This window comes from Nocardioides sp., from assembly GCA_037045645.1.
Taxonomy (GTDB): Bacteria; Actinomycetota; Actinomycetes; order Propionibacteriales; family Nocardioidaceae; genus Nocardioides.
The window spans coordinates 1800614-1816338 of record JBAOIH010000001.1 but is presented as its reverse complement, the minus strand read 5'-3'; the positions used below and the strand labels follow the sequence as shown (position 1 = coordinate 1816338).

The window sequence follows — 15725 nt, the reverse complement described above, 5'->3', positions numbered from 1 at the left end:
CCCCAGTCGAAAGCGAGACCTAGATGATCCTGCTGCGCAGCGTGCTCGGCGATGTCCTTCGTGGTGCGCGGATGCAGCAGGGCCTGACCTTGCGCGAACTTTCGAAGCGGGCGCGGGTGTCGTTGGGCTATATCTCCGAGATCGAGCGCGGTCACAAGGAGGCGTCGTCGGAGTTGCTCGCGGCACTGTGCGACGCGCTCGACCTACCCCTGAGCGTGTTGTTGCGCGAGGTGAGCACCTCGGTGCGCCAGGTCGAGGCGAGCGAGGCGGCCGAGCTCGTGGGCGCCGCTGCCGGAGCCGCCGCGGTCAACCACGCAGCCTGAGCCCACGCGGAGTCGACACGAATCCGGCCTCCTCCAGCGCCGTACGCAACACCGACGCGGAGCCCAACAGTTCGGCGCCGTCAGCGCGTTCGACGGTCAGCCGCCCCAGGACGCCGCGTCGTCCGGCCTCACTCAGGCAGCCTGTCGCGGCGGACAACTGCTGCTCGTCGTCGGTGAAGCTGAGCAGGGTGCGCCCCCCGCGTTCGACATAGAGCACCAACGCGCCGTCGACCAGCACCACGATCGCGCCGGCCTTGCGGCCCGGTCGGTGCCCCTCGGTCGGGGGCCACGGCAAAGCCGCACCATAGGGGTTGGCCGGATCGGTGGCAGCCAGCGCGACAGCGGCGAACGCCTCGGGGTCCTTGGAGAACGTACGCAGCCGGTCGACCGCGCCAGCTGTCCCGAACTGCGCCGCGCCCAGCCCTTCGACGAAGTAGCCGCGACGACACCGGCCGGACTCCTCGAAACGACTCAGCACCTGATAGATCGCCGCGAATCCGCCGGGGGCCTGCTCGGCGACCACTGCGCCGCGAGTGACGACGCCATGGCGAGCCAGCAGGGTCTCGGCGAGTGCGTGCGTACGCCGAGTGTGGTCGCCGTCCACGGCTGGCAACGCAGCCCAACGACCGGCGGCACTGGCCAGCCTCGGAGGACCGACCCGACCGCCGGCCACACGTCCGCGGCCGGGGCGCCGCGCGATCTTGTGGCTGGTCCCCCCGGCAGCGAGTCGACCCCGCAACGGGGCAAGGGTGTCGTTGGTGACGTGACTGGCCCAGACCAGGTCCCAGAGTGCCTCGGCGAACGTGGAGTCATCCGGGTGGTCGGCTGCCTGAGCCAGCTGACGGCTGAACCACGCGCCTCCACCTGCCAGGGCGGCCAGGATCGCGTCGTGGAGATCGGAGTGTTCGAACGGCTGGGGCTCGGGAAGTGTCGCCGCCGCCCGGTCGGCCAGATGGAGCGAGACCCACCCGTCAGAGCTGGGGAGCGCTCCGTGACCGGCCCACACCACGTCACCCGTCGCGGTGAGTTCGTCGAGCAGCGCCGGCTGATAGTCCTCGATCCGGGCAGGCAGGATCAGCGACTCCCAAGCCGACGCCGGCACGACGGCTCCCGCCAACTGGTCCACCACCTGGAGCACCCCTTCGACCCCACGCGGTCGGCCGCGCGTGAGGGAGATCCCCTGCCAGGAGAAGCTCGAAACGAGCCAATGCCACTGGTCGGACCGGTTCGATCTCGTTGCGAAGGCGAGCCAGGGAACGACGTCGCAACGTCCGCAGGACACCTGCGTCGCACCACTCGGACGAAATGCCGGCCGGTCGGAATTCGCCCTCGACCAGGCGCCCTTCTGCGCGCAGCCGCTCCAAAGCACCACGCGCCACTGCGGAGCCGATGCCGAGCGCCTCTGCGACGTCGTCGGTGAGGAAAGGGCCGTGCGTACGCGCGAAGCGGGAGACCAGATCTCCCAGGGGATCGGCCACCGGCTCGGTCAACTGCGCCGGGGTGCCGGGCGGCACCGGGACGCCGAGGGCGTCTCTTAATCGCGCGCCGTCCTCGACGACGGCCCACACATCCGCACCCGCGAGCCGCGTGCGTACGACCCGGCGCTGCTCTGCGAGGGCGGCGACCCACTGCGACACGGCCTCGCCGTCAGCGCATCTGGCCGCGAGTTGGGCGGGCGTGAGTGGTCCTACCTTGCGCAACAGGTCGGCCACGCCCTCGGCAGATGTCGCTCGGCGATCGGGGGCCAGCCATTGCAACTGGGCCTCGAGTTCGGCCAGCACGTCGGGATCGAGCAGCTCGCGCAGTTCGGCACGCCCGAGCAGTTCGGCCAGCAGCCCCTGATCGAGGGTCAGCGCCGCAGCGCGGCGTTCGGCGATGGGGGAGTCGCCCTCGTACATGAACGACGCGACGTATCCGAACATCAGGGACCGGGCGAACGGCGAAGGCTGTGGTGTCTCCAGATCCGTCACGGTGACCCCACGGCTGGCGATCCGCCCGAGCAGCGTGGTCAGTCCGGGCACGTCGTAGACGTCTTGAAGGCACTCGCGGACGGCCTCCAAGATGATCGGGAAGGACGGGTACTTGGCCGCGACCTCCAGCAACTGTGCTGAGCGCTGACGCTGCTGCCACAGGGGCGAACGGCGGCCGGGATCGCGGCGGGGCAGCAGCAAGGCGCGGGCGGCGCACTCGCGGAATCGGCTGGCGAAGAGCGCGGAACCGCTGATCTCCTGGGTCACCAGATCCGCGATCTCGTCCGCTTCGAAGACGATGAGTTCACCTCCCGGTGGCTCTTCGTCAGTGTCGGGGATGCGGATCACGATGCCGTCGTCGCTGGCGATCGCCTGCCCGTCGACGCCGTAACGCTCGCGCAAGCGTGCGTTGATCGCGAGGGCCCAGGGCGCGTGGACCGGGGTGCCGTACGGAGAATGCACGACCATCCGCCAGTCGCCCAACTCGTCGCGAAAACGCTCCACGATGAGTGCGGTGTCGCTCGGCACCCGGCCCGTCGCCGTCACCTGCTCTTGGAGGTAGGTCGCCAGGTTGTTCGCTGCCTGGACATCGAGCCCGATGTCGACCAACCGTGCGACTGCGCTGTCCAGCGTCGACGCGGTGAGTTCGCGTGCTGCCTGCCCGATCTCCGCGCCCAATTCTGCGGGTCGTCCTTGGGCGTCGCCGGTCCAGAACGGCAGGCGTGCAGGGACTCCGGGGGCGGGCGTCACGAGCACCCGGTCATGCGTAATGTCCTCGATCCGCCAACTGGAGGCACCGAGGGCGAAGACGTCGCCAACGCGTGATTCGTAAACCATCTCCTCGTCGAGCTCACCCACCCGGCGTCCGGGGCTGCGGCCCTCGCGTGCGGTGCCGACGATGAAGACGCCGAAGAGTCCGCGATCGGGAATGGTGCCGCCGCTGGTGACGGCCAGGCGCTGCGCGCCGGGTCGACCCGTGATGGCGCCGGTAACGCGGTCCCACACGATCCGTGGCCGCAACTCGGCGAACTCGTCACTGGGGTAGCGACCGCTGAGCAGGTCGAGAGTGGCATCGAAAGCGGAGCGGGGGAGTTGGGAGTAGGGGGACGCGCGGCGGATGGTGGCGAAGAGTGCCTCGACGTCCCACGCATCGAGTGCGGTCATCGCGACGATCTGCTGGGCCAACACATCGAGCGGGTGGCGAGGCACGTGGAGTGCCTCCAGCCTGCCCTCGCGCATCCCGGTAAGGCTCACGGCGGCCGGAAGCAGATCGCTGCGGTGCGTGGGGAGCGTGACGCCGCGCGACACCGCGCCCACCTGGTGACCGGCGCGACCCACGCGCTGGAGCGCGCTGGAGATCGACGGGGGCGATTCGACCTGCACGACGAGATCGACAGCGCCCATGTCGATGCCGAGTTCAAGACTGCTGGTGGCGATCACGCACGGAAGTCGGCCGCTCTTGAGGTCGTCCTCGATCTGGGCCCGGGTCTCCTTGGACACCGACCCGTGGTGCGCTCGGGCCAGCACCTGGGTGGCGGGTCGGGCGGACCCGGACTGCCCGGCCATCTGCGCGGGCGGCGTCTGAGCTTGCGGTGGTTGAGGAGCCGCCGTAGGCGGCGTCTCGAAACCAGGTGTATCCGGTGGTTGAGGAGCCGCTGTAGGCGGCGTCTCGAAACCAGGTGTATCCGGTGGTTGAGGAGCCGCCGTAGGCGGCGTCTCGAAACCAGGTGCGTTCAAACGCGCCGTCAGCCGCTCGGCTAGCCGCCGGCTGTTGACGAACACGATGGTCGAGCGATGACTCAAGATCAGTTCGCGCAGACGGTTCTCCAGATGCGGCCAGATGGAGCCGGCTCGGGTGTCGTCACTGCCCTCGGGCACGCTGAGCTGAGTCATGTCTTCGACCGGGACCTCGACGCGCAGGTCCCAACGTTTCTGCGACGGCGGAGCCACGACCTCGACCGGTGCCGTACCGCCGAGGAAGGCGGCGACGTCGGCGATGGGTCGTACGGTCGCGGACAAGCCGATGCGCTGCGCGGGCCGGGGCAGCAGGGCGTCCAAGCGTTCGAGGGTCAGCGCGAGGTGTGATCCGCGCTTGGTGCCCGCCACCGCATGCACCTCGTCCACGATCACCGTCTCGATGTGTCGCAGCGACTCGCGGGCCTGAGAGGTGAGCATCAAGAAGAGCGACTCGGGCGTGGTGATCAAGATGTCGGGGGGCGTAGTCACGAGACGGCGACGTTCCTGCGCAGGCGTGTCGCCGGTGCGTACGCCGACGGTCAATTCGGGCAACGACACCCCGAGCCGCTCGGCGGTGTGTTTGATCCCGATCAAAGGGGCCCGGAGGTTGCGCTCGACGTCGACCCCGAGCGCTTTGAGTGGGGAGAGATAGAGCACCCGGCAGCGGTCTCTTCGCGGCGGAAGTGGCTCGTGCAGCAGTCGGTCGATCGCGCTCAGGAACGCTGCCAACGTCTTGCCGGAGCCCGTCGGAGCCACCGTGAGGACGTGGCGGCCGGTTGCGACCTGCGTCCAGGTATCCAGTTGGGCCTGGGTGGGTGAGGCGAATGCGGCATCCAGCCAGGCCTGGGTGGCCGGTCCGAAAACCGCGCCCTCAGGTTCGCCCGCATCGCTCACTGGTCCATCCTCGCCGATAGCCCCGACATTGGCGGGTGTCGAGCGGACCCGAGTCCGCTCAACCCCCAACGATCCGGGGGCTGAGCGGACAATTCGGGGGTCCAGCGCCTAATGTCGCCGTATGGCGGACACTTCGCGCGTCGCGGTCTACATCGACTTCGACAACATGGTCATCTCGCGCTATGACGACCTGCACGGGCAGGGCGCCTGGCGTGAAGACAACGCCAGGCACCACCAGATCCGCCCGGACTCGCACGACGAGGTCGACCAACGACTGACCGAGGCCGAGGTGGATCTGGGCGCGATCATCGACTACGCGTCGTCGTTCGGCACGGTGGCGCTGACCCGGGCGTACGCCGACTGGTCCGTGCCCGCCAACGCGGCCTACAAGCGTCAGGTGATCGATCGAGCCGTGGACCTGGTCCAGCTCTTCTCCGTTTCCGGCACCAAGAACGGTGCCGACATTCGACTGTCGATCGATGCGGTCGCGGATCTGACCCAGCACGCCGACATCACGCACGTGGTGATCGTGGGCGGCGACTCCGACTACATCCCGCTCGCGCAGTCCTGCAAGCGGATGGGGCGTTTCGTGATCGGCATCGGCGTCGCCGGATCGATCAGCAGGGCGCTGGTCGCCGCGTGCGACGAGTTCAGTTCGTACGCCGACCTCCCGTCGGTGAACGCTCCAGCCCCGACCCGCAAGACCGCGGAGGCGAAGAAGGTCGCCCCAGCCGATGCCAAGAAGACCGCGAGCAAGAAGGCGGCACCCACCGACGACGAGCAGGCCACGGCGCTGTTCACCCGCGCGATCCGGGTGGGGTCGGAGAAGAGCGACGACGGCTGGGTGCACTCGTCGAGCGTCAAGAGCCAGATGCAGCGAATGGACTCGACCTTCAAGGAGAAGTCGCTGGGATTCTCGTCGTTCCGGGCCTTCGTGGAGTCGCGCGAGGAGATCCTCGAGACACGTGTGCTCGACAACGGCCAGGTGGAGATCCGGTTGCGGTGAGCCGCTTTCGTGTTGTCGGTGGCGTCGTCTAGCCTCGCGGATCGTGGCAGCCCACCCAGGAGACGACCAGACGATGATCTCGGCTCGCGGCCTGCGCAAGTCCTTCGGGGACTTGGAGGCCGTCAAGGGCATCGACGTCGACGTCCGGCGTGGCGAGGCGTTCGGGTTCCTGGGACCCAACGGTGCCGGGAAGTCGAGCACCATGCGGATGATCGCCGCGGTGTCGCCCGTCAGCGCAGGGCAGTTGCGGATATTCGGGCTGGATCCGGCCGTCCAGGGACCGGCGATCCGCTCGCGGTTGGGGGTGTGCCCCCAGGAAGACACCCTCGACAACGAACTCAACGTCTTCGACAACCTCTTCGTCTACGGCCGTTACTTCGGCATCGATCGGGCCACCGTACGTGCGCGCGCGGAGGAACTGCTCGAGTTCGCCAAGCTTGAGGAGAAGGCCAAGTCACGAGTCGAAGACCTCTCCGGAGGAATGAAGCGCCGTCTGACCATCGCGCGCAGCCTGATCAACCGGCCCGAGCTGTTGCTCCTCGATGAGCCGACGACCGGACTCGATCCACAAGCCCGCCACGTGCTGTGGGATCAACTGTTCCGGCTCAAACAGGCGGGCGTGACGCTGGTGATCACCACTCACTACATGGACGAGGCCGAGCAGTTGTGCGATCGCCTCGTCGTGATGGACAAGGGGCACATCGCCGCCGAGGGTTCACCGCGCGCCCTGATCGAGAAGCACTCGACGCGTGAGGTCGCCGAATTGCGCTTCGGCGCCAGCGGCGAGGACAACGTGCACGAGGTGATTGCCGAGAAGGTGGTCGACCTGGGCGAGCGGGTGGAAGTGCTGCCTGATCGACTGCTGGTCTACAGCGACGACGGTGAGCGCGTGCTTGCGGGCGCGCTCGCTCGGGGACTGGAGCCGGTGGCATCACTCGTACGCCGTTCGTCTCTCGAAGACGTCTTCTTGCGGCTGACGGGTCGGACGTTGGTGGATTGATGCAGGCCAAACTGACCGCGTGGGAGGGGCTGACTCGCCAGTGCGACTATTGGGCGACCGTGTTCAAGCGCACCTGGCGCGGAGGACTGGTGTCGAGTTTCCTCACGCCGCTGCTGTACGTGGTCGCGATGGGGGTGCTGCTCGGCGGTTTCATCGAGGGGGATCCCGACCGGCTCGAAGGCGCGACCTCCTACCTGGCGTTCGTGGTGCCCGGCCTGGTGGCGGCTCACGCCATGCAGATCGCGGTCGGGGAGACCACCTATCCGGTGATGGGTGGGATCAAGTGGCACAAGTCGTTCTTCGCGCAGATGGCGACCCCGTTGGCCGTACGCGACATCGTCAACGCGATGCTCGGCTTCGCGCTCTTCCGGGTCGGCAGTGCCTGCGCGGTCAGCATGCTCGTGCTGGCGCCCTTCGGCGTCTTCGAGTCCTGGTGGGGTCCGATCCTGGCCTGGATCAGCCAGTGTCTGGTCGGGCTCGCGTTCGCGACCGTGGTTTTCGGTTACAGCGCCCGGTTGCGCTCCGAAGAGGGCTTCGGGGTGATCTTTCGCCTTGGCGTGGTGCCGCTGACGCTCTTCTCCGGTGCGTTCTTTCCAGTCGCCAACCTCGGTCCGGTGCTGGAGTGGATCGCCAGACTCACGCCGTTGTGGCACGGGGTCAACCTGTCTCGGATGCTCTGCCTCGACCGGGTCGACTGGAGCATCGCACTGCTCAATCTGGTCGTCCTCGTCGTCGTCAGTGTGCTCGGCTGGCGATGGGCCGTGACCGGTCTTGAGAAGCGTCTGGAGTCCTGAGATGGCGACCGTGTTCCCGGCTCCGCTGACACCCGTGGCCGCTGCGCGTTTGTTGGTGTTTCGCAGTTACCTGGCTTACAAGGGCGCCTGGAAGCTCTTCGTCACCGGGTTCGCCGAGCCGGTCTTCTACCTCTTCTCGATCGGCATCGGCGTCGGTCAACTCATCGACACGTTCAGCTTCCACGGCGAGCAGATCGCGTACGCCACCTTCGTCGCGCCGGCGATGCTGGCGACCAGCGCGTTCAACGGAGCGCTGCTGGACTCGACCTACAACGTCTTCTTCGAAATTGAGATACGAGAAGCTCTACGACCAGATCCTGGCCACCCCGATGACGACGGCCGACGTCGCGCGCGGCGAGATCACGTGGAGTCTGTTGCGCGGCTCGACCTACTCGGCCGTCTTCTTGCTCGTCATGCTGGCGATGGGGTTGATCGATTCCTGGTGGGCACTGCTGGCGCTGCCGGCGACGGTGCTGATCGCGTTCGCGTTCGCTGCTGTCTGCATGGCGCTGACGACGTGGATGAAGTCGTGGCAGGACTTCGAGAAGATCACGCTCGCTCAGATGCCGCTCTTCTTGTTCTCCGCGACGTTCTTCCCGATCGAGGCGTTCGGCGACGGGGTGCTGCGCTGGGTGGTCGAGGCCACGCCGCTGTATCGCGGGGTCGTGTTGTGCCGCGAACTCACCACCGGGTTGGTCACGTGGGAGTCGGCGCTCTCGGTGGTCTATCTGGTCACCATGGGCCTGGTCGGCGTGGCGGTCGTACGCCGCCGTCTCGACACCCTGCTGCTCACCTGACCTGACAAGATGCGGGGGTGAGCATCGAGCCGGACACCAAGGACTGGACCTGGGTGCTCGAGCGCCCGTGCACCGAATGTGGTTTCGATGCGTCCGCGGTCGGCCCGGCCACGATCCCCGACCTGATCGAGCACGATGCGCGCGCCTGGGAGATCGTGCTGCGCACCGACGACGCGGCCTGCCGTCCCGAACCTCACGTCTGGTCGCCGTTGGAGTACGCCTGCCACATCCGCGACGTCCACCGGATCTTCCTCGAACGTCTCACCATGATGATGCTGCACGACGACCCCGAGTTCGCCGATTGGGATCAAGACGCCGCAGCCGTCAACGCCGACTACGGCTCTCAGGACCCGCTCGTGGTCGCGGGCGGCCTCCTCGACGCGGCTCTCGCGGTAGCCGAGGGCTATCGCGCCGTCGGAGCCGAGCAGTGGGGACGGACGGGACGACGCAGCAACGGGTCCCGGTTCACGGTGGACACACTCGTCCGCTATCACCTGCACGACGTCGTCCATCACGCTCACGACGTGGCCTACGTGACCAAGCGCCTCACCGTCGCGGCGTACGACTCCTTCGCCGCCGACTATGCGAACGGCACCCAGGAGATGTCGCCGCAGGTGCGTGCCGCGATCGAGGCATTCGCGGCCGACGTGGGGCCAGGCGCTCACGTGCTGGAGATCGGCACCGGATCGGGCCGCGACGCCGCTCTGCTGGAGGAGTTGGGCGTACGCGTGCGCCGCACCGACATCTCGCCCGGCTTCGTACGCCTGTTGCACGAGCGGGGGATCGAGGCCGAGGTGCTCGACCCGTTGACAGACGATCTGAGCGCATCCGAGGGGGACTACGACGGGGTGTACGCGCACGCGTCCCTGCTGCACGTACGCCGCGCCGACCTACCGATCGTCACCGCCAATCTGGCGGCGGTGACCAGGTCGGGCGGCATCTTCCGTCTTGCGGTCAAGGAGGGAGAGGGCGCGCGCTTCTCGATCCACGGCAGCGTCGGCGCGCCGCGACTGTTCACGTTCTGGCGAGAGGGGCCCCTGCGCAAGGTGCTGGGGGAGACGGGCTGGGAGGTGACGGCCGCCGAGTCCGCTGCCGGCCTGCGCGGGGAGACGTGGCTCGAGGTGACGGCGGTGCGCAGGTGAGGCTCACCGAGTTCTGGTCCCGGATGGAGGATGCGCTGGGGCCGTCGTACGCACGCGCGTGGTCGGAGCAGTACGTGCTGCGCGACCTCGGCGGCCGTACGGTCAACGAGGCGTTGGCTGCGGGCGAGCCGGCCAAGCAGGTCTGGGCGGCAGTGTGGCGCGCCCTCGAACTCCCGGCGTCTCAGCGTTGAGCGACCACACCCACGTTCAGCGCCGCACCCTTCGCGTCCTGGTGCTGGCTCAGGTGGTGGGCGCGGTCGGCATCACGATCGGGATCGCGACGGCCTCCCTCCTGGCGCGCGACCTGTCCGGCTCCGACACGATGGCCGGACTGGCCCAGACCTTCCAGACCTTCGGGACCGCCGCGACCGCCTTCGCTCTCGGCGCTCTGATGGGCCGACGGGGCCGCCGCCCCGGACTGGTGGGGGCGTATCTCACGGGCGCCTTGGGTGCCTTCCTTGCCGTAGTCGCGGGTGTCGTCGAGTCCCTGCCGCTGCTGTTCGTCGGCACCCTGCTGCTCGGCGCCGTCTCGGCGGCCAACGCTGCGAGCCGCTATGCCGCCACCGACCTTGCGACGCCCGAGACCACAGCGCGCGCCCTGTCGGTGGTGGTCTGGGCGACGACGATCGGCGCGGTCGCGGGACCCAACCTGACCGGCCCTGCCGCCGCGTTTGCCGATCAGCTGGGGATCCCCGAACTGACCGGTCCCTTCGCGCTCGGAGCCGTCGGGATGCTGACGGCCGCGCTCGTGGTTGCGGTGGGGTTGCGCCCCGACCCGCTGCTCCTGGCTGACGGCGTACGAGTTGCACCCGCGGCGGACTCGACCTCGTCTGGGCGGGTCGGGGCGGCACTGCGTGCAGACCCCGGGCTCGCCGCAGGGATGCTCGCCATGGCAGCGGCTCATGCGGTGATGGTGTCGGTGATGGTGATGACGCCGCTGCACATGGAGCACGGTGGCTCGACACTCGAAGTGATCGGCGTGGTGATCTCGGTGCATGTCTTCGGCATGTTCGGTTTCTCGCCGCTGGTCGGTGCGGTCGCCGACCGCTTCGGTCGGGCCACGACGATCGGGTGCGGAGCCTTGATCCTGCTCGTCTCGTTGGCGGTGGCCGGACGATCGCCGATGGGCACGTCGAGCGGCATCTTCCTCGGTCTCTTCCTGCTGGGCCTGGGGTGGTCGTTCGCGACGATCGGCTCTTCGGCGGTGGTCGCCGATCGCGCGCCGCACGGGATGCGTACGCGTGTGCAGGGGACCTCCGACAGCCTGATGAGCCTCACCGCCGCGGGTGGGTCGGCGTTGTCTGGTGTGATCGTCGGGGGCTGGGGGTACCCGGCACTCAACCTCTTCGCCGCACTCTTCGCCCTGGCCGTGTTGGCGGCGGCGTTCGTCGTGCGACACAGCGCCACGGCGCCCGCACTGCCTGACTGAGTCTGGTCGCGCGGTGAGGCGCCGGCCGATTCTCCCGGCGACACGCCGCGCCAACTCGAACATCGAACACGTGTTCGGTCTAGATTGTGGGCACCACGTACGACGTGCACCCGACCTTATCCACAGGGATCCACGCTCCTGATCAGGGAGTGTCGGTGGTCGGCTCTAGCGTCGAAGGCGTACGTGGAACCCGACTACACACGAAGGAAGAGCACATGGCTGCAGGAGATCGCGACAAGGCCCTCGACGTTGCGCTGGCAAACATCGAGAAGCAGTTCGGCAAAGGCTCGGTCATGCGACTGGGCGATGACACGCGGGCACCGCTCGAGGTGATCCCCACCGGGGCGATCGCTCTCGATGTGGCGCTGGGCATCGGCGGCCTGCCGCGCGGTCGCGTGGTGGAGATCTATGGTCCGGAGTCGTCGGGAAAGACGACGGTCGCCTTGCATGCCGTGGCCAGCGCGCAGCGCGCGGGCGGCATCGTGGCCTTCATCGACGCCGAGCACGCCCTCGACCCCGACTACGCCGCAGCACTGGGCGTCGACACCGATGCACTGCTGGTGAGCCAACCCGATTCCGGCGAGCAGGCACTTGAGATCGCCGACATGCTGATCCGCTCGGGTGCGCTCGACCTGATCGTGATCGACTCCGTCGCCGCGCTCGTGCCACGTGCCGAGATCGAGGGCGAGATGGGTGACAGTCACGTCGGTCTTCAGGCTCGTCTGATGAGTCAGGCGCTGCGGAAGATGACCGGCGCGCTGAACGGCGCCGGCACGACGGCGATCTTCATCAACCAGTTGCGCGAGAAGATCGGCGTGATGTTCGGCTCGCCCGAGACCACGACCGGTGGTCGGGCACTGAAGTTCTATTCGTCGGTGCGCCTGGACGTGCGCCGCATCGAGACTCTGAAGGACGGCACCGACATGGTCGGCAACCGCACCCGGGTCAAGGTCGTGAAGAACAAGGTGGCCCCGCCGTTCAAGCAGGCCGAGTTCGACATCATGTACGGAAAGGGCATCTCGCGAGAGGGCGGACTGATCGACGTCGGTGTGGAGGCAGGTCTGGTCCGCAAGGCCGGCGCTTGGTACACCTATGAGGGCGACCAGCTCGGCCAGGGCAAGGAGAACGCTCGCATGTTCTTGCGCGACAACCCCGACCTGGCCAACGAGCTTGAGAAGAAGATCCTCGAGAAGCTCGGGATCGGTCCGCAGGTCGACCAGCCGGCCGAGGACCTCTCGGACGAGCCGATCGGTGTCAATGACTTCTGAGCCCGACTCCGCTCCCACCCTCGGTCCGCCCGCGTGGCTGGGCGACGTCTCTCTCGGCGTGGACGCGTGGGCGGGCTCGCGGGGCACCCGGGTGCCGGTCGACGAGGAGGGCTCAGGACCCGATGCCGATCCTGAGTCGGTGGCGCGCAAGATCCTGCTCGACCAACTCACCGGTCGTGCTCGCTCTCGTGCCGAACTGCGCCAGAAGTTGGCCGACAGACTGGTCCCCGACGAGATCGCCGAAAGCCTGCTGGACCGCTTCGAGGAGGTCGGTCTCGTAGACGACGCGGCGTTCGCCAACGCCTGGGTGAGCTGCACGACAAGTCGGCAAAGGGCTGGCTCCCCGAGCCCTGGCCCAGGAGTTGCGGCGCAAGGGCATCGATGACGAGGTTGCACGCCAGGCACTCGACCAGGTCGGCCTGGACGATCAGCTCGAGGCGGCGCGGCTTCTGGTGCGCCGCAAGTCCCGCGCGGTCGCGCGACTCGACACGACGACGGCAACTCGCAGACTGGTCGCGATGTTGGCCCGCAAAGGCTACGGCTCGGGGTTGGCCTATCGCGTAGTGAAGGAGGAACTCGCGGAGCGCGACGATTTCGGTGAATGACGTCAGCGACGCCTGACTGGCATGATCCCGGGGTGACGATCCGTCTGACGGTAGCCGACGGCGCGAGGGCGCGCGCGGGTGTCGTACGCCCGGACGAGTCATGGCTCGATGCGGCTCGACGCATATCTCCTGACGACGTGTCCTGTCCGGTTGCCTTCGATCTCGGCGGCGAGGTCAAGCGATTCGTGATCGACCGTGCGTGGACCGTGGCACTGCGACCGATGACCCTGGGTGACCTTCCCGCCCTCACCCGGTGGCGACAGTCGGCGCACGTGCGGGCGTGGTGGGGCGCCGACGGCGAACCCAGCGCTGACAACGTGGCGGCGCAGTATGCACCTGACATCGAGTTGGCCACGCCCACGCGGATCTGGGCTGTGGAGGTCAACGGGCGTTCGATCGGATTCGTGCAGGACTATCGGATCCGCGACTACCCCGACTACGCGTTGCTGACGCCCGACCCGGACGCGATCGGATTCGACTACGCCATCGGGGAGCCTGCGTGGCTCGGCCGTGGCTTGGGCACGCGACTCATCTGGACGTGGATGCTCGAAACCAGACGTCGCTTCCCGACGGCGAGCGCCTATTTCGCTGCTCCCGACCACCGCAACGGCGCGTCCCTGCGTGCGCTGGCCCGGTGCGGCTTCACCCAAGGCGCGTGGTTCGACGAGCCGCAGCCCGACGGCAGCGTCGCCACTGTCATCGGCTGCAGCCTGGACGTGGCTACCGTGCTCGGCTGAGTGGTCGGTCATGATGGGCCTATGACTTACTCTCTTGCCGATCTGCTGCGACTTCCGGCGGGGCCGGTCGACCTGAGGGCGCGCGAGACCGACGTGGCGCCCGGCTTCGACGGCAAGAAGGCCGACGGCGAAGCCGCACTGGCTGCCATGGGACCGGAGTTGGCCGACCTCCAGGAGCGGCTGTGGGCCGAGCGTACGGCTGGCGGCATCCGCCGGATCCTGCTCGTACTCCAGGGCATGGACACCTCCGGCAAGGGCGGCGTGCTGCGTCACACCGTAGGCCTGGTCGACCCCCAGGGTGTGAAGATCACCAGCTTCAAGGCGCCGACTGAGGAGGAGAAGCAACATGACTTCCTCTGGCGGATCGAGCGGGCCGTGCCCGAGGCCGGCTTCATCGGCGTATTCGACCGCTCGCACTATGAGGACGTGTTGATCGTCAAGGTGCACCAATGGGCCGATGCCGAGGAGATCGAGCGTCGTTATGGCGCCATCAACGACTTCGAGAAGCGGTTGGCCGACGAAGGCACCACGATCGTCAAGTGCATGCTGCACGTCAGCCCCGAGGAACAGAAGGTCCGCCTACAGGAGCGCCTCGACAATCCGGACAAGCACTGGAAGTACAACCCCGGCGATCTCGACGAACGTGCCCTGTGGGCGGACTACCGTGCGGCGTACGAGACCGCGCTGGAGCGCACCAACACCGATGTCGCGCCGTGGTACGTGATTCCTGCCGACAAGAAGTGGTATCGCAACTACGCGGTCGGGACACTCCTCCTCGACGCCCTACGCGAACTCGACCCGCAATGGCCCGCAGCGGACTTCGACGTGGAGGCAGAAAAGCAGCGACTGGCCGAGGAGACGCCACTCTCGTGACGATCTCGACCGTGGGCGTGACCCGCTACGTGACCCCGTTGCGGGAGGGAGGGTCGTTGCCCGGAATCGTCGAGGCTGACGACTTGGGTACCTACGTCTGCAAGTTCCGCGGCGCCGGGCAGGGGCTGCGCGTGCTGGTGGCGGAGGTCATCGCGGCGGGCATCGCCAGACGTCTGGAAATCGCGACACCACGCCTGGTGGTGCTGGACCTCGACCCTGAGATCGCTCGTTATGAGGCCGACGAGGAGGTCCAAGACCTGCTCAACGCGAGCCCCGGACTCAATCTGGGGGTCGACTTCCTCCCCGGCTCGTTCGGCTTCGACGCGGCAACTGCCACTCCGGATCTGGCGGCCCGGGTGCTGTGGTTCGACGCGTTCATCGCCAATGTCGATCGCACCTGGCGAAATCCCAACCTGCTTGTGTGGCACGGCGACGTCTGGGTGATCGACCATGGTGCGAGTCTCTACTTCCACCACGCGTGGCCAGGTGGCGTCACCGACCCCGACCGGTTCGCGGCTCAGCGGTGGGATCCCACCGGCCACGTCTTCGCGGAGGTGGACACCGCCGTTGTGGACGCAGACCTGCGGGCACGGCTGGGCTCCGAGGCTTTTGCCGAGATCCTCGGAGACGTCCCCGACGAGTGGCTCGAGTCGGTGCCCGGAGCCCAGACACCCGCAGAGTTGCGGCGGGCGTACGTCGCATTCTTGGATGCTCGTCTGGACTCCCGCGCCTGGCTGCCCGGAGTGGGCACATGACGACGCGGCTGCCGTACCAATACGTCGTGATGCGCTGCGTGCCTCGTGCCGATCGCGAGGAGTTCCTCAACGTCGGTGTGGTGCTCTATTGCGAAGCGACGGGCTTCCTCGACTGCACCTGGCAGATCGACGCGGCCCGCCTCGAAGCGCTGGGAAATGTCGACGCCGAGTCGGTGCTCGCCAGCCTGGAGTTCGTACGCGCCGTGTGTCGCGGTGAGACGGCTGGAGGCGATGCGGCGCTACAACCGCTGGGCACCAGGTTCGGCTTCGTACGCGCCCCGCGCAGCACGGTCGTCCAGCCAGGCCCGGTCCACGGTGGGGTTACCCAGGACCCGGCGCGCTGCCTGGATCACCTGGTGCACACTCTCGTCGGCTGATCTGGCGCACCTGCGTGG

Annotated in this window: 15 protein-coding genes and 1 pseudogene; 15 read left to right on the top strand and 1 reads right to left on the bottom strand. The window is 67.8% G+C overall.

What is annotated here, in order from left to right:
- Nucleotides 1–23: 23 nt before the first annotated feature.
- The gene (locus V9G04_09045) at nt 24–323 is read left to right on the top strand and encodes a helix-turn-helix transcriptional regulator (protein MEI2713425.1); all 300 of its coding nucleotides are present in this window, start codon (nt 24–26) and stop codon (nt 321–323) included.
- On the opposite strand, the pseudogene V9G04_09040 reads toward V9G04_09045, so the two are convergent.
- Nucleotides 307–4924: pseudogene (locus V9G04_09040) on the bottom strand (crosslink repair DNA glycosylase YcaQ family protein). The gene V9G04_09045 and the pseudogene V9G04_09040 overlap by 17 nt on opposite strands.
- Before the next feature lie 121 nt (nt 4925–5045).
- On the opposite strand from V9G04_09040, the gene V9G04_09035 reads away from it, so the two are divergent.
- The 14 genes from V9G04_09035 (at nt 5046) to V9G04_08970 (ending at nt 15707) form a co-directional block, all read left to right on the top strand.
- The gene (locus V9G04_09035; protein ID MEI2713424.1) at nt 5046–5930 is read left to right on the top strand and encodes an NYN domain-containing protein; all 885 of its coding nucleotides are present in this window, start codon (nt 5046–5048) and stop codon (nt 5928–5930) included.
- Between the two features lie 73 nt (nt 5931–6003).
- Complete coding sequence (locus tag V9G04_09030) at nt 6004–6930, top strand: ATP-binding cassette domain-containing protein (protein ID MEI2713423.1); 927 nt, start codon at nt 6004–6006, stop codon at nt 6928–6930.
- Entirely contained in the window at nt 6930–7724 is a 795-nt protein-coding gene (locus V9G04_09025; protein MEI2713422.1) for an ABC transporter permease, read from the top strand. The genes V9G04_09030 and V9G04_09025 overlap by 1 nt, the downstream gene beginning before the upstream one ends.
- Nucleotides 7725–8011: 287 nt before the next feature.
- A complete protein-coding gene (locus V9G04_09020; protein MEI2713421.1) occupies nt 8012–8521 on the top strand; it encodes an ABC transporter permease in 510 nt (169 codons plus the stop codon).
- A 17-nt stretch (nt 8522–8538) separates the two neighbouring features.
- Nucleotides 8539–9663, top strand: coding sequence for a methyltransferase domain-containing protein (locus V9G04_09015; protein ID MEI2713420.1), 1125 nt, complete (start codon nt 8539–8541; stop codon nt 9661–9663).
- Entirely contained in the window at nt 9660–9854 is a 195-nt protein-coding gene (locus V9G04_09010) for a DUF3046 domain-containing protein (GenBank protein ID MEI2713419.1), read from the top strand. The genes V9G04_09015 and V9G04_09010 overlap by 4 nt, the downstream gene beginning before the upstream one ends.
- On the top strand, nt 9851–11092 hold the full coding sequence (locus V9G04_09005) for an MFS transporter (protein ID MEI2713418.1): 1242 nt from the start codon (nt 9851–9853) through the stop codon (nt 11090–11092). The genes V9G04_09010 and V9G04_09005 overlap by 4 nt, the downstream gene beginning before the upstream one ends.
- 215 nt (nt 11093–11307) lie before the next feature.
- Nucleotides 11308–12360, top strand: a complete 1053-nt coding sequence (gene recA, locus V9G04_09000) for a recombinase RecA (protein ID MEI2713417.1) — start codon at nt 11308–11310, stop codon at nt 12358–12360.
- Nucleotides 12344–12745 (top strand): regulatory protein RecX, encoded by a 402-nt coding sequence (locus V9G04_08995; GenBank protein ID MEI2713416.1) that lies wholly within the window; start codon nt 12344–12346, stop codon nt 12743–12745. The genes recA and V9G04_08995 overlap by 17 nt, the downstream gene beginning before the upstream one ends.
- Nucleotides 12723–12965, top strand: coding sequence for a RecX family transcriptional regulator (locus tag V9G04_08990; protein MEI2713415.1), 243 nt, complete (start codon nt 12723–12725; stop codon nt 12963–12965). The genes V9G04_08995 and V9G04_08990 overlap by 23 nt, the downstream gene beginning before the upstream one ends.
- A 32-nt stretch (nt 12966–12997) precedes the next feature.
- A complete protein-coding gene (locus tag V9G04_08985) occupies nt 12998–13702 on the top strand; it encodes a GNAT family N-acetyltransferase (protein ID MEI2713414.1) in 705 nt (234 codons plus the stop codon).
- Nucleotides 13703–13723: 21 nt separating this feature from the next.
- The gene (locus V9G04_08980; protein ID MEI2713413.1) at nt 13724–14575 is read left to right on the top strand and encodes a polyphosphate kinase 2 family protein; all 852 of its coding nucleotides are present in this window, start codon (nt 13724–13726) and stop codon (nt 14573–14575) included.
- Nucleotides 14572–15330: a HipA family kinase gene (locus V9G04_08975; GenBank protein ID MEI2713412.1), complete on the top strand. Its 759-nt coding sequence runs from the start codon at nt 14572–14574 to the stop codon at nt 15328–15330. The genes V9G04_08980 and V9G04_08975 overlap by 4 nt, the downstream gene beginning before the upstream one ends.
- Nucleotides 15327–15707, top strand: coding sequence for a DUF3037 domain-containing protein (locus V9G04_08970; GenBank protein ID MEI2713411.1), 381 nt, complete (start codon nt 15327–15329; stop codon nt 15705–15707). Before V9G04_08975 ends, V9G04_08970 begins: the two co-directional genes overlap by 4 nt.
- Nucleotides 15708–15725 lie beyond the last annotated feature (18 nt).